A 15,533-nucleotide genomic window follows, 5' to 3' on the forward strand; every position below is an offset into this window, starting at 1 on the left:
CTACTGAATATGCTTTCATTGGTGTATTTTTTTTAATCTATTCTTATTGTACCTCATAACACCCGGAAGTGCTGTAATGTAATGATTGCGCTGCGGCACTCGCGCCACATCCCAATATTCGGTAAAGCGAGTTCCCAATACATAATCGTTGAGCAGTGCGTAGCAGATGCCGATGATGCCAGCTCCAACTAACATCATGATAACTGTAAATAGTTTAATGCTTTCAGGAGCTTGTTCCGCCACTTTTTCATGGCCTCCGGCTCCGGTAATCATCCCTACTGAAAAATAGAGAGAATCGACAATTGAGATATTATCGTCAACACAAATATAGGTGGCAGTAGCAACGGCAATCATTGCCAGCAGCGTCAGTACAACAATTACTGCTGCTTGGCTGTGCTGCTGAAATCGGCGCAGGTTAGTTAATGTTTTGAGCAGTTTTTGAGTGAAAGTTTTTTGGGGGCTGTGGAGAGTCGGCTGAGTGGCAACAATTAGCCGATCGCCCTGCTGACACTGCCGATCGGCAAGCACCGCCGATACTAAATCAGTTTTGTTAGCAGCCGGCAGATAATAAATCAACATTCGCGATCGATCGTCCCACAAATCGCTCAGTTTTCGATTTTTCCAAGGATGTGTTTCATCGATATATTCTTCGTGAATCGGCCAAGTGCGATCGAACAAACGCAACTGTCCGATCGCCTGACTTCCGAGAGCCGCAAAGGCAAAAACCGGAGCCGCCAACGATGAAACGCTCATGGAAGTGTGATCGGGCAAAGTGTGGTCAATTCTGTCGCCCAAGCTAGTATTGAACAATCTGTTGATGATGCGAATCTGAGGATTGAGAATCCTCGCCTGCATCAAAATTGCCAAATTCACAGCATCATCGTCTGCTGCAATTACTAAAGTGTGAGCGTTTTGAATGCCTGCCGCCAACAAGGTAGAAGCTGCTTGCAAATTCCCGACAACCACATCAGAAGTTTCGCCGCGAATTGGGCGATCGCTAATACCAACAACAATCGCTCCTTGCTGTCTCAACAAACAAAAAATATTGTGTCCCGTGTGGCCCAACCCGCAAACAATGATTCGAGGTTTCATAAAAAGTTATTTGCCAGCCAATTTCGGAGCTGTCCTTGTAGTTTTACTTACCATTGTTGACTGCCCAGGCTTTGCAGAATGTAGCTAAAAAGACTATCTAGGAAACTTGTGCCGCCGTAACCTGGAAGTTTTGAAACAAGGACACGAGACTGCCGTCTCCCTAAAGCCGCGTTCCCAAGTTTTGAAACAAGGACACAGCAGAGTTCTGTACCTACAGATATGAGGTGCAATAACGTAATTTAATATTTGAAAAATATCCGGGTGCGACAGCCCACCAGTAGAAATTGAATAGGTAGGGACACAGCCCTGTCCCTACAACTATGACTTCCTACATAAATTTAGCTGCCTTAGCGGCAGGAGTTATTATGAAATTCACTGCACCCTTATTAGCATCCGCTTTAGTTTTCGCCGGTACTGTCGCCTTTGCAAGCCAAGTGCAAGCAGCTCCAACGAGCAACTGGAATAACACTAGAACAACATTTCAGTGCGTTACTTCCGGCCGCAATTTTGTCACAATTGCGCGGCGGGGAAATGTCACAACAGATCCGATGATTCTGTGGAAATCTACCGAGTTCGGCCGCGAATATACACCTTGGCAGCGCTGCCAAATTGTTTCCAATAGATTGACAAAAGCTGTTGCCCACAATGGCGGAAGATTGAGCAACTTGCAGTTAACAACAGGAATTGTGAATAACTTGCCCGTAGTTTGTTACGTGAACGGACAGGGGCGCTGCAACTCTCAAAATCTGCTGTTCACGCTAGACAAGCGAAATGCTAAAAATCCCGGTGATGCTTTAACGAGATTGATTAATTTTGCCCAAGACGGCAGCGGGCCAGTTACAACGTTCAGAACCGGAGCTCAATCGGCGGCACCGCAGTTTGTTCCCTTTGGAGATATGGTAGATCGAGCTTTTAATTCTCCCAATAAGAAACCGTCAGTTCCTGTAACAAAACCGCAGGGCGATCGGGGTATTTAATAGCCGCGCCTCTAACTTGCACCTGAAAAAATTGGAAACTATTGTGGGGTGGGCTTCTAGCCCGCCCCTAAATATTTAGACTAAAAAAACTATACTGTCACCCCTTCAATTTTCTCATCAGTTAACTCATACAACTCGCGCAACTGCTGCAACTTATCCGCATCCGGCAGCCAAAAACCCCGCCCGTTAGCCTCCAACATTCTGCCGACAATATTGCGAAAAGCTTCAGGATTTGCCTCGCGCAACTTCTGCGCCATCTGTTCATCCAAAGCATAAGTATCAGCAGCCTGATCGTAAACCCAACTATCAGTAAAATCAGCCGTTCCGCCCCAACCAATTAACGCCGTCATGCGCTGCGAAATTTCATAAGCGCCGCCAGAACCTTGATTGACCATCGCGTTAGCCCACTTAGGATTTAGCAACTTAGTTCGATATTCCAAGCGCAGCAAATCTTCTAAATTACGAGGAGTTGTATCCTTAGAAAAACTTTCGACAAAACTCGTATTAACCTTTTTGCCGCGCTGCTTTTCTGCGGCTTTCTTCAAACCGCCAGTATTTGCATAATACTCTTGAATATCAGTCAAACCGTATTCAACAGAATCAATTTCTTGAATTATGCGATCGCACCCTTGCAACAACTGAGTCAAAACCTCCGGCCTCGCTTCCCCCTTATCCTTCCTCCCGTAACTAAAAACATTGCGACTTTCCCAAGTTTTCCCCAACTCATCCCCCGATTCCCAACTACCATCAACAACCCTATCGTTAACCAAAGAACCAAAATCCCCAGCCGGATTAGAAAACAACCTTGCCGAATAATTCTGTACACCTTGTGCCTGCAAAATCAAAGCGTGTTTGCGAATAAAATTCTCCGATTCCGGTTCATCAGCATCCGCCGCCCGCACGAACAAATCATCCAACAACTCAATAATATTCACAAAGCTATCTCGGAAAATACCCGAAAGATTTCCCAACACATCAATCCGGGGATGACCGACCTCAGCTAACGGTTTTAACTCATAGCGAACAATGCGGCCAGTACCTTCTTTAAGAGGTTCAGCCCCCACCAATTCCAGGAGAATTCCAATAGATTCGCCCCGCGTTTTAATCGCATCCAAACCCCACAACATCACCGCCACAGTCTCAGGATAATTCCCATGTTCCTCAAGGTGCTTCTCAATAATTTTCCGAGCAATTTCGCGCCCCCTTTCATAAGCAGCCGGAGAAGGCATCCGATAAGGGTCTAAAGCGTGAATATTCCTGCCAGTTGGCAACACCCCAGCCCCATCCCGCAACAAATCCCCACCCGGTGCAGGCAGAATATATTCCCCATTCAAACCCCGCAAAAGATTAGTCAACTCATCCGTCGTTTGCAACAACAAATCCCGCACCAGCAACCCCTCGTCAAAAGCCCCATTCAACCCCTCTTGCTCTTCCTCTCTGCGCTCTCTGTGCCTCTGCGGTTTATTTGCTTCAAAAACCAGTTTTTGCACTTGTTCCTCCGACAACCTATCCCCAAAATAAGCCTCAAGATAAGAGGTCATTTCCTCAGAATTAGGCGGTTCCCCGAGAACGTGCAAACCCGAAGAAAACAAGCGACATTCCACCACCTGCAAATACTCGTAAAGCTTCACCAGATAGCGGTTAAAAGCATCAGCACTGAACATTCCCACATTCTCAAAACTAAAAGCAATCCCCAACTTGCGAGCCTCATCAAACGGACAATCAGCCTCCAAACCGCTATCTAAAATTTTCTTGCAAATAGCCTCTTTCAGCACATAATTTTTTGCAGTATCTTCTCTATATTCCGCAATCAAGTCCCGCAAAGCCATCAATTCCTTGTACAAGCCCGCGCGGCCGTAGGGCGGAACGTTGTGAGAAATCAAAACACCGTAACCGCGCCGTTTTGCCAACATCGATTCCGAGGGATTGTTAGCGGCATAGATATAAAGATTCGGCAAACTTCCCAACAAAATATCCGACCAAGAATAGCCAGTATTTCCCAGAGGAGAACCGGGCAACCACTCCACAGTGCCGTGCATTCCGAAGTGAACCACAGCATCAGCTTGCAAATCATTTTGCAGCCACTTGTAAAAAGCAGCGTATTGAGGGTGAGGCGTCAAATCGCGATCGAACATTAAGCGCATCGGATCGCCCGAAATGCCCAGCGGTGGCTGCAAACCTATCCAAACATTCCCCAGTTGAATGCCACCGATTTGGAACTCGTCGCCGTCTGTCTTAATTCCCGTACCCGTTAAAGATTTCCACTGTTTTTCAATACGACTTGTTGACAAATACCCCAGCCACTTCTCCAGTTTTTTGACATTAACAGTATTGCCAAACCCTCCCCTCCCATCTGCGTTCATCCCCGTTAATCCGCCCCCATCTGCGGTTGCAGCATCATCCGCCTCTTTCACCCTGCGAATTAACTCCTCACCGTCAGCCGGAATTTCTCCAACTGTATAACCTGCCGCTTGAAGTTTGTGCAGGAAATTTAGCAGTGATTTCGGTACATTTAATAAAGCAGCCGTACCCGCCGCACCATAACCGGGAGGAAACCCGTAGAGAATAATCGCAATTTTCCTTTCAGATGGCGGAGTTTGGCGTAGTTTCACCCAATTATTAATTCTACTTGTCAGGCGTTTCGCGCGATCGGGTACCAGATAAATATCCTCACCCACCAAACCGCCTAGGGGAACAGGATCGATCGCGCCATCCAACTCAGGCAAAGCATACAATACCACACTTTGCAAACCTCCAATCCCCTGACGAGTCCAAGAATGGATATCCTGAATCAGCAGAGGTGCGGACACAAAATAAGGTACATTTTTAGCAGTTAAAATGCGCTTAGCAACTTCCACCTGCCTTCCACCCTCCATCGAACCAGCAGGCCCGCCAACCAAAGGAAAGCCAATAGTAGAAACAATCGCATCAACTTCCACAGCATCTTTAGAAAGCGAAAGAGTTTCAATATTGCCTTGTTTTCGGCGCGCAGTTTCATCAGCAGTCGTCATCCAATCCCGCACCGCCACATGGCCTTCAACGCCATTGATAAAAATTGGCAAAGGCACAATTCCCGCATCTTCAAAATAGCGGATTAATTGAGGAATATAAGGCTGCTTGGTGATAACGTGCTTGCGGTAAAGCAAGATGCCCACAACAGGAAATTTTACTTGATATGAATTTTGGAACCAATTAGTTCCAAACTTTGTGGAACGGGCATCTTGCCTGTTAGAAACCTGGTCTGAATTTTCCGACCAATTCGTCTCAAATTTTGTGGAACGGGCATCTTGCCCGTTATAACCTTTTCTATCAAGATGTCTAGCCTCTTTTGTGGAACTGGTACCTGGCCCGCGCCTAGCACTTTGATGACTCAGATACCAATCCAAATATTGCCGAGGCGATTCAAAATAACCATTATAATCGGGATGCAATAAACCCATATTGGGAGTTTCCACAGGCGGCGGAATTTCTGCAACCTTCAGCCCCAAATACTTTTCGGCAATAATCCAAAACATCGAGACAACATTATCCGCCCCGCCCGCATTCCAGTAACCATAAATAATCAGCCAGTTACGCAAATCTTGCACTTTTTGCACCGGCACATATTTTAATAACTTCGGCCCAAACTTCAAAAAGCTGATGTAACCAGCCAGCTTATCTTCTTCTCGCCCATTGCTGAACTTATCCAGAATAAACTTAACCGGTTTCGGCATTCCCTTCGGCTTGTCGCCAATTTTAAAAGCGCCGATTTGAGTAAGACTCATCAATTCCAAAGCCGACTCAAAAACCAGGCGAATCGGAATATTCTGCACCCTTTCCCGCAGCCACATTACCGCATCGTAATCAAACAGCAAACTCCCGAAAAATACATCAGCATTCGAGAGGGCGGCTGCTACAGCGTCGGGTTCGTCTGCGAGGGCGCGATCGCTAAAAACCCGCACTTCCAATCCCTGACAGCCGCCAACAGCCAACTCAGCCGCTTTCCGGTACAAATCAGCATTAAAAGATTCAAACCCTGCAATTAAGACAATGCGTTTCACAGCCCTACCTCGAAATATTTGCTTCTTTTAATGATAGACTAATTGCAGAAAATCACAGGCAAGATGCCTATGCCACTAATAAAACAGAAAAACTGCTTGCTTCACTTCTTACTTTTCCTTCGCGCCTTCGCGATTAGTCGTCAAATATTTATTCGTAAAGTAACAAAAAATTAAAATAATTAAACTACTCCAAACACACACATAATTAAAACCGTGAATCGAATTACTCCCGCAATAGTTATATTAGGTCAAAACAGCCAGCCGATCGCCAAAAAAATCTCCGCACATTTCTCAGGTTCCCAGATTTACGGTTTAATCGATCGCACTTCCGACACAGACATCAACTTTAGCAACTTCGGCGAAACATTGCGGGAATTATTTGCCACAGAAACCCCAATTATCGCTATCTGCGCCGCCGGAATAATCATCCGTACCCTCGCCCCGCTGCTGTCAGACAAACGCGCCGAACCGCCAGTTTTAGCCGTTGCAGAAGACGGAAGCGCCGTCGTACCGCTGCTGGGCGGTTTGCACGGCGTTAATGATTTGGCCAGAGAGATTGCAGCAGCCCTCGGCGTACAACCTGCAATTACCACCACCGGAGATATCCGGTTTCGCACCGCGCTGCTGAGTCCTCCCCAAGGCTATTATTTAGCGAATCCAGAGGACGCGAAGACTTTTATTTCAAATTTGCTCGCCGGGGCAAAAGTACGCATAGAAGGGGCTGCAAGCTGGCTTTCCGAGAGCAATTTGCCGATCGTCCCCGACGCAAAATTGACAATCCGCGTCACCGAAAAAGCAATTGCGCCAACGCCCGATTGTTTAGTGTACCATCCGCAAATTACAGCAGTTGCACTGACAAAGCTATCGAATATTGAGCCGGAAATAGCGGTTTCATTAGTGCAGCAAGTTTTGGAAAATGCAGGTTTAGCAGCAGCTTCTGTTGCTGGATTCTTTGCATTAAAAGATGAGATGGGAAATCCGGCAATTGAAGCAGTTTCACAATATTTTAAAGTCCCCGTCCGCTTTTTCAATCTCTCCGAACTTGTCGAATTAGACTCAATTGAATTCATCGAAAATAAGGCCGCACAAATTGCCCTGACAGCAGCCGGTGCAAACAGTCACTTAATCGAGTACGATCGCCCAAACGCATTGAATTGCGCGATCGCCCTAGCCGCCCAACCCTTTGATGCTAGGGCGATCGGAGTTAGCCGCGGCAAACTGGCGGTCGTCGGTACCGGCCCCGGAGGCGCGCCCTGGATGTCCCCGGAGGTTAAGGAAATTTTGCGCGAAGCCACGGATTGGGTGGGTTACAAGTTCTATCTCGACTTAGCCGGAACCCTGCGGGAAGGACAAAAGCGGCACGATTCCGACAACCGCGAAGAGATCGATCGCGCCCGTTTTGCCCTAGATTTAGCAGCATCCGGCAAATCTGTCGCCGTCGTTTCGTCGGGAGATCCGGGTATTTTTGCGATGGCTGCGGCGGTGTTTGAGGCGATCGACTTTGACGCCAAACCCGAATGGCAAGGCATCGATATTCGGGTCGCACCGGGCATTTCAGCCATGCAGGCGGCCGCGGCTGCGATCGGAGCACCCCTCGGACACGATTTTTGCGTGATTTCGCTTTCGGATATTCTCAAGCCTTGGGAGGTCATTGAACAGCGGATTTCGGCAGCAGCAGCGGCCGATTTAGTTATGGCATTTTACAATCCCATCTCGAAACAGCGGATGTGGCAACTCGGAAAAGGGATCGAGATTTTGTTGCAAAGTCGCGATGCTAAAACCCCCGTCATATTGGGGCGAAACCTCGGCCGGCCCGGTCAATCTGTGCGGGTTTGCACCCTCGGCGAATTCCAGCCGGAAGATGCCGACATGAGAACTTTAGTGATTGTCGGTTCGAGTCAGACTCGGATTATTCCCCGCAAATATGGAGATGTTTGGGTTTACACGCCGCGCAGGTATGAAAAATAAGTAAAGCAGCAAAAACTTAGGAAATCAGCAATTGACTGAAAGCTAATTGACTTTGACAAGGAGATTTTTTGATCTCGCTGGGGGAAGTCTAGGTTAACAAATGGCGGCGAATCACTCGATCGCGATCCACCTGTTATTTCATCTTATGGTTGTCACACTCGATTGAGATGCGATCACCTTTGATTACAGAAATCCTCGGTAATGAGGGATCTCGGCTTCAGGAAGCCGAGTTTTTCTCGCAGACATTGAGCGAATTTAGAACTAGACTCAACCCTAGTAAGGGTTTAAGCTTGATTTTTGGAGATATCTAATTTACATCTCAGGAAATAAAAATTTTTTATATAGCAGAATAAAATTAAGGGCGATCGAGGTTTGTTACATTATTTAATTTTACGATAATCTTATCGCTAAAAAAAATTGGCTTCACGAAAATGAGTCTTTTAGGTCTGTACAGATACAGAATTAAGATGCTGTATGATAAAATAGCTTTAACAAAAGGTTAAGGAAGCGGTTAAAAAAACATGAAATTCCAAATTCCTCTAGCTCCTGGGGCTGTAACCCAATTTTTGCTTCGAGTGGTGGGCTGTCTCGTTGTACTATCTTTCTTGACTCGGATGAGTCTGTACTTCTTGCCGGATTACCCGTCTAGAGACTTCTTGGCAATGGCATTCAACGTTGATGGCGAGGTGAACGTTCCAGCTATATACTCATCTTTGGCATTGCTGTTTAGTTCTGTGTTGCTGGGTGCGATCGCCCATGTGAAAAATTTGGATAGCGATCGCTACAAAAATCACTGGAAAATTTTATCATTCATATTTTTAGCTCTATCTGTAGACGAACTGGGTCAATTGCACGAACATTTGATTGGCCTGCGAGGCGTGCTAAATGCAACAGGGTTTCTTTACTTTACTTGGATTGTGCCGTTTGCTGTTCTAGTAGCGATATTTCTCTTATCCTACAGTAAGTTTGTGTTCCACCTTCCTGTTTCCACAAAAAAATTATTTTTTGCAGCCTGCGCTCTTTATATTGGAGGAGCAATGGGGATGGAAATGCCAGGGGGATACATAGCTTCTACAATGGGACAGGAGAATGTAGCTTACGTGATAGTAACGACCCTTGAAGAGTTTTTAGAAATGCTGGGCATCGTTGTATTTATCCACGCATTGATTTCATATATCAAGACATATGTAGGCGGGGTAAGTTGGAATATTTACATACCCGGAAAAAACCCACAAGTTACCGAGGATCAAAATATCGACCTACCTGTTCTTCCCGAACCAGCCAACACAAATCTCTTAAAGTGAATCACTTAAAACCGGGTTGATGGACGACGCAAATACTGCATTATGGGTTTTGATTAAGAGAAAAAACCCGGTTTCTTTTTTACTGATGCGTCCTTGAGTGGATGTTCTGTGATCTTCGGCGCACAAAACGACTAATATATAGGCTGCTTGCTGCACCAAAAGACTAATTCGACGTGGAACAGCTTAGTTCACAGATGACATCCTTACCTTTACCAGAAAATCGCTAAGAGCAACCTTTGCATTAGGATTTGAGGGCAAATGACTTCTAAAACTTGCATCTTCTAATATATTGATTAGCCGATCGCGCTCTTGCTGATAAAATTCAATATCTGTATCTTCCAGCACAGACTTTTCCTCCCCAGCCAGCTTGCGAGCAATTAAATCAGGAATGTACGACAACTGGAACTTCTCGTTAAGTTTCACCAAATTCGCCTCGACTTCCCCCGTTTGCATCAAGTGAATCCCAGCCAGCAACACCCGATAAACGTACAGCAGCGGCTTAACCCGACGCGGGCGTTCTTTCTCAAACAATTTCCATTGAGTTTTAGCAAAACCAAGATAGTGGTGGCTGTGGTGCTTGGTAATGCAGTTCGAGGCGATATCCTTTAATTCCTCGTGTTCCTTTGTACTGTAAACTATCAGCGGCGAATACAGTTGTTCTAGCACGTAGCCGTTGCGTTTCAACAGCAACTCAAAAAATTTCTTGATGTCGTGAGTTACTAAATCGAGTTGCATTCCTTCCCGAACTTCAGAAACTTCGATTGTCTCTTCTCCAGCAATCAGCCCAATTACTTTCGGTAGCGGCAAAATGTGTACTCCCCGCAAGTCGAAGTCAGAATCGGCGGAAGGAAAGCCGTATAAGTGCGAACCGCTGACAGTCGCAAACAGCAGCGGATAACGTTGAACGGAGATAATTTGGGCGAGATTCGAGATGTATTCTGTCATTTATTCCAGTCCATGCAGGCGGGCTTTGTTTCACAAGAAGCGATTTCAAGATCCGATTTCGATCGCACCTCTACGAGATTTAATCAAAAACAGATTCGCTTTCTCGTAATTAGGACGTTCTGGCAATTTAGTTGCAGCAAAAGCGCGATCGAACTCACCGTGCAAACTCAACCGCCACTGATTCACCTCATCCCAGGATATTTCTTGGTTGCGGATAGATAAAAGTTGCGATCGATAATCCTGCACCCGAACCGGGACAAACCCCTCCTTTAGCACCGTAATTCCTGACAGCAACAAGCGAATTAAGTGCATCGCGTGCTTCCAACGAATTTCCCCGGTATTGCGGAGGTCTTGCTCCATTTTTTTAAATTGAGACAAAACGTAGCTATTGTAAGTTTGATAAACCAATTGAGAAAGAAAGATTTCCCTAATTTCGAGCAATTCTTGTGCGACAGGAGAAACCGTTTCTACCAAAGGCGTGTACAAACATTCTAGCACATTTGGATTAGCTTTTAGTGCCAAGATTAAAAACTTTTGCAGTTCCCAATAGCATTCCTGATTTTCCTTGTTTTCCAATTGTTCTGGAATGCCGTAAAGCGACCAATGAAGTATTGCGGGCGGCAGGTAAATCCCGCGTCTGTCTGTATCGGATTGCTCGTTATCAAGACCGTAAGCTCTCGAACCAAGAATGCAGCGGTAAATTACAGAATCATAGAGGTTGTATTCTGCAAGAAAATCTCCTCCTGACTGCAATCCTTCGCTCTGAAACTGCTTACGGATACTGAGTTCGTGCCGCCGCAGACTAACTTCTGTTCCGTCTGGGAGTTTGACTAAATATGCGTGGGAATTGTCGGTAGGCGATTGAACGATGACACCTACTAATCCCGGTTTCCAAGATTGGTCGCTGGTGGGGTTTTTGACCTCGATTCGGGTGACAATTTGGGTTCCTGTGGGTAGGATTAAGTTGAAATTTTGAGGAACATTGGCATTTGCCATGAGGAAACCTCCTGCGGGGGGACGAGCTACGATGTTAGTGTAGCATAGGTGTAGTATAAAAAATGGGGGTTTTGGGCGATTCCCTTCGGGATAGCTTCGCTTCACGCGGATTTGGCATTGTTGAACATGGTCTAATTCACGATCGATTCTGCAAAAATAAAAACAGCAATAATTAAAGAATATCCCTCGTCAGATACGATGCGCTGGCTTTTAATGGAAGGTGGGGCTGGATGAGATTTATAATCTGTTATAGGGAAAAATATAGGAGTGGAGCGCTCGCACGCTCTAGAAAAGGAGTTGGTAAACGATAGCGTAATGTCTCGTAACGAAGCGAACACCCGAAAAGAATTAATAGATAAAGCCCTACAGACAGCGGGATGGAACCTTCAAGATCCAAACCAGGTGAGGATAGAGATTCCGGTGGATGGGTACGATGCTGAACCTTGGAACGGAGTTACGGACTATTGTCTGTATCAGCCGAACGGCGAAGTAATCGCGGTTGTGGAGGCAAAGCGACAAAGCCGACATCCCAGGGTAGCAGAACAGCAGGTGAGGGACTACGTAACTAAAATCGAAGAACACCAGAGTTTTCGCCCCTTTGCTTTTATGAGTAATGGGGATATGACGTATTTCTGGGATATAGGGAATGAAAATCAGCGCCCGGTGGCGGGTTTCTTTTCCCTGCGAGATTTACAAAATTTGCTCTACATTCGTCAGCATAGAATACAGCTACAACAATTAAGTGTTAATTTAACGATCGCCAATCGTACCTATCAACAAGAAGCCATTCAGCGAGTCAGCGAACGGTTTGATAATAAACATCGGCGGGCTCTGGTCGTGATGGCGACGGGAACAGGGAAAACTCGCACTATTATGGCGCTGATTGAATTGTTTTTGAGAGCAAATCAAGCGCGGACGGTGCTATTTGTAGCGGATCGAGATGCTTTGGTCAGACAGGCGCTAGATGAAAATTTTAAGGTTTATTTGCCCAGTGAGCCACGCGATCGCATCCGTACCTACAACATTGATTACAGCAAGCGCTTGTATGTGGGAACGCTGCAAACGCTGGTTAAGTGCCACAAAAAGTTTACTCCTGGCTTCTTTGACGTGGTGATTTTTGATGAAAGTCATCGATCGATTTACAACCAGTTCCGCGAGGTGGTGGAATATTTTGATGCGCGGATTATTGGACTGACAGCAACCCCTGCCGATTTTATTGAGCGCAACACCTTTCAGATTTTTCGCTGCTTTGATGGCGTTCCTACGTTTGTTTATCCTTACCGCCAAGCTGTTGAGGAAGGGTATTTAGTGGATTACAGCCTTTATCAAGCACAGACTCGCTTTCAACGGGAGGGAATACGCGGGGCAAACCTTTCTGAAGAAGACCGCAATACCTTGATTGAGCAAGGGTTAGACCCGGATGAGATTGATTATGAGGGGACGGAACTAGAAGGCACTGTCAGTAATAGGGATACGCTGCGGAGACAGTGGGCAGAGATTATCGATCGATGCCACAAGGATGAATCGGGGCAGTATCCCGGCAAGACGATTGTATTTGCAGTAAGTCAAAACCATGCGCTGCGGTTGGCAAGTGTGTTTGAGGAGATGTATCCCCAGTATCCCGACATGGTGCAAGTCATTACTTCCAACATGGAACGCACCGATGATTTGATCGATCGATTCAAGAAGGAAGAGATGCCGCGCATTGCTATTTCTGTCGATTTGCTGGATACCGGGATAGACGTGCCGGAGGTGGTCAATTTGGTGTTTATGAAGCCCGTCCACTCTCTCATCAAAATGCAGCAGATGATTGGACGGGGGACGCGCAGTAATGACGCTTGCCGCCATTTTCATCGGCTTCCCAATGGGCGCAAAGATGAGTTTCTGATTATCGACTTCTGGGAGAATGAGTTTGATAAAGACCCCAGTGAGGAGACGGTGACACAAAATCTGCCGGTTACGGTGAAGATTTTTAACACGCGGTTGAAGCTGCTGGAACTTTATTTAGATAATCAGGAATCGGCAGATTGTCAGCAGGCAATTAGAGATTTACGGCAGCAAATTAACCAAATTCCCCGCGATGCGTTTAGCGTGCAGCAGGTTTATTCTCAGATTGAGCAAGCTTGGACGGATGGATTTTGGCGGTATCTGAGTCAGCGTAATATTGATTTTCTCCGCACTCAGGTAGCGCCGTTGCTGAGGTTTGTGGCGGGGGTGGATGTGGCGGCGGCGACGTTTACGAATAAGGTGGAACGGTTGAAGCTGGAAATTCTCACCGATGGGGCAAAACCGGGGACGTTGGAATCGATCGCGGAGGATGTGAGTCGGTTGCCGGATTTTGTGTTTGAGGACTCCCAGCGTCGGGGTTCGGCGGATTTTTGCTTGTCGCATCGGCTGCGGAGGGCGACACCGCAAGAGTTAAATCGGGCGATCGCGGATTTGGCAAATCAGATGAAAAATCGGCGCCAGCGTCCCAGTTCATTTATTGAAATTGATTTGGGCGATCGTATTGCTACCAGTGGTTATATCACGTTAGGAGACGGGGGAGAACAGGTTTATGTGGAGGAATATCGCCAACGAGTTGAGGCGAAGGTGTTGGAGATTGTGGAAAATCACCCAACAATTGCAGCAATTCGCAACGGGCAAGCGGTGACAGACTTGCAACTGGTGGCGTTAGAGCGTACTCTGAGGCAAGAGTTGGGTGGTGGAAACGTGCAGTTGTCGGAGTCGAATATTCGCAAGGCGTTTAATCTGAAGGTAAATAGTTTATTATCGTTTCTGCGAGAGTTGTTCGAGATTGAGGGATTGCCGGATTATCAGGATGTGGTGAGGCGGAATTTTGAGGATTTTATACAAAATCGTCAGTTTAATGCGAATCAAATTCGGTTTTTACGGGCGGTGCAGAATGTGTTTTTGAAGAAGCGACGGTTAGAGGTGGCAGATTTGTATGAGGAACCGTTGGATCGATTTGGGGAGGATGCGGTAGAAAGGTGGTTTACTGAGGAGGAAGTGGATGAGTTGATTGAGTTCGCACAGAGCTTTGCAGCCTAAAATCTTCTTTTGCTCTTCTGCCCGATCGGGCTTTGTATTCAAAATAAACAAGGGTGGGAAAATGTTAGATAAAAAAATGTTAAGAGAAGATTTACAAAAGTACCATGTTGACTTTGATATTGCAATGGGAAAAGGAACAGGATATTTTAGGCAGATTGAGAAGTATCAAGGTCGGAACTTGGAGTATTTCAATTTTTTCAAAAAGTTATATGAAAAAAACAATTTTTTAAAGGTTGAACCACAAGATCATCCTAAGATTCCCAAAATCATCCATCAGATATGGATCGGCAACCGCCCAATCCCTGAGCAATTGCAGCAATACCAAAAAACTTGGAGAGAACAAAATCCAGATTGGGAGTATAAACTTTGGACAAATAAAGAAGTAAAAGAATATACTTTTTTTAGTGAGGAACTTAAGTCCTTATTTGACCAACCTTTGACTATAGGTGAACGAGTTGATGTGCTGCGCTATGACATTTTATACCGCTATGGAGGAATATATGCTGACTGCGATTGTATTTGTTTAAAACCTTTTGATACTTTTGCTTATAGTTATGACTTTTTTGGCGGTCTGTTTCAACCTACGTTCGCTAGCCGACCAACAGCTATTTTTCTGCAAAACTGTCTACTAGGAGCAAAACCAGAACATCCAATTATTAAAAGGTTGGCATCATTATTAGTAGAGAATTGGGACAATATAACATATAAAGATGACGAAATTTATACTACTATCCAGCGAACATTTCTCACTCTCACATTGGCGGTAAGTGAGGAGGGTGGGAAATATGACAATATAGATATTGTCATGCCTCCACCTTATTTTATTCCTATTAGCCCTTATCCAGTTTTTGATGTAATAATTAGAGGAATGAATGAGACAATAAGAGGATTGTTCGATAAAAAATTAGCCCCATATTCTTCATTTAAGGATTACAGTTTTGCTCACCATTATTCTCATAAAGAATGGTTGAAAGATATTTATTCAACTATGACTTTTAATCATACGGGATGGACGTTATTTGGATTAAAAGATTGGAGGCTATTTCTGATTGCAAAATTTCAGGATAAAATGAAGGGTAAGCAAATTTACAGACAAACTTTTGACGAGATGATCTCTCGTTAATTTACCTAGCGCTTCCCTACTTGATTAATAAATTTAA

8 protein-coding genes and 1 pseudogene are annotated in these 15,533 nt (G+C 45.5%); 5 read left to right on the forward strand and 4 right to left on the reverse strand.

Annotated features, from left to right (window positions below; translation table 11 throughout):
* Window positions 1-75: 75 nt before the first annotated feature.
* Window positions 76-1,092 (reverse strand): annotated as a pseudogene (locus tag QUA57_RS23160) (potassium channel family protein); the annotation flags it as partial.
* 320 nt (window positions 1,093-1,412) lie between these two features.
* On the opposite strand from QUA57_RS23160, the gene QUA57_RS23165 reads away from it, so the two are divergent.
* Window positions 1,413-2,069: a COP23 domain-containing protein gene (locus QUA57_RS23165; protein WP_333063840.1), complete on the forward strand. Its 657-nt coding sequence runs from the start codon at window positions 1,413-1,415 to the stop codon at window positions 2,067-2,069.
* Between the two features lie 89 nt (window positions 2,070-2,158).
* On the opposite strand, the gene QUA57_RS23170 is transcribed toward QUA57_RS23165, so the two are convergent.
* Window positions 2,159-6,109, reverse strand: coding sequence for a cobaltochelatase subunit CobN (locus QUA57_RS23170; protein ID WP_333063842.1), 3,951 nt, complete (start codon window positions 6,107-6,109; stop codon window positions 2,159-2,161).
* Between the two features lie 213 nt (window positions 6,110-6,322).
* Between QUA57_RS23170 and cobJ the strand changes: the two genes are divergently transcribed.
* A complete protein-coding gene (gene cobJ / locus QUA57_RS23175) occupies window positions 6,323-8,077 on the forward strand; it encodes a precorrin-3B C(17)-methyltransferase (RefSeq protein ID WP_333063844.1) in 1,755 nt (584 codons plus the stop codon).
* 614 nt (window positions 8,078-8,691) lie between these two features.
* A complete protein-coding gene (locus QUA57_RS23180) occupies window positions 8,692-9,381 on the forward strand; it encodes a hypothetical protein (RefSeq protein ID WP_333063846.1) in 690 nt (229 codons plus the stop codon).
* Window positions 9,382-9,564: 183 nt separating this feature from the next.
* Here QUA57_RS23180 and QUA57_RS23185 read toward each other — a convergent pair whose 3' ends face one another.
* A complete protein-coding gene (locus QUA57_RS23185) occupies window positions 9,565-10,326 on the reverse strand; it encodes a nucleotidyltransferase domain-containing protein (protein ID WP_333063848.1) in 762 nt (253 codons plus the stop codon).
* A gap of 45 nt (window positions 10,327-10,371) precedes the next feature.
* Window positions 10,372-11,322 (reverse strand): DNA polymerase beta superfamily protein, encoded by a 951-nt coding sequence (locus QUA57_RS23190; RefSeq protein WP_333063849.1) that lies wholly within the window; start codon window positions 11,320-11,322, stop codon window positions 10,372-10,374.
* Window positions 11,323-11,589: 267 nt separating this feature from the next.
* On the opposite strand from QUA57_RS23190, the gene QUA57_RS23195 reads away from it, so the two are divergent.
* Window positions 11,590-14,373 (forward strand): DEAD/DEAH box helicase family protein, encoded by a 2,784-nt coding sequence (locus QUA57_RS23195; RefSeq protein WP_333063851.1) that lies wholly within the window; start codon window positions 11,590-11,592, stop codon window positions 14,371-14,373.
* Window positions 14,374-14,434: 61 nt separating this feature from the next.
* Entirely contained in the window at window positions 14,435-15,496 is a 1,062-nt protein-coding gene (locus QUA57_RS23200; RefSeq protein ID WP_333063852.1) for a glycosyltransferase, read from the forward strand.
* Window positions 15,497-15,533 lie beyond the last annotated feature (37 nt).

Source organism: Microcoleus sp. Pol7_B2 (assembly GCF_036701035.1).
Lineage (GTDB): Bacteria > Cyanobacteriota > Cyanobacteriia > Cyanobacteriales > Microcoleaceae > Microcoleus.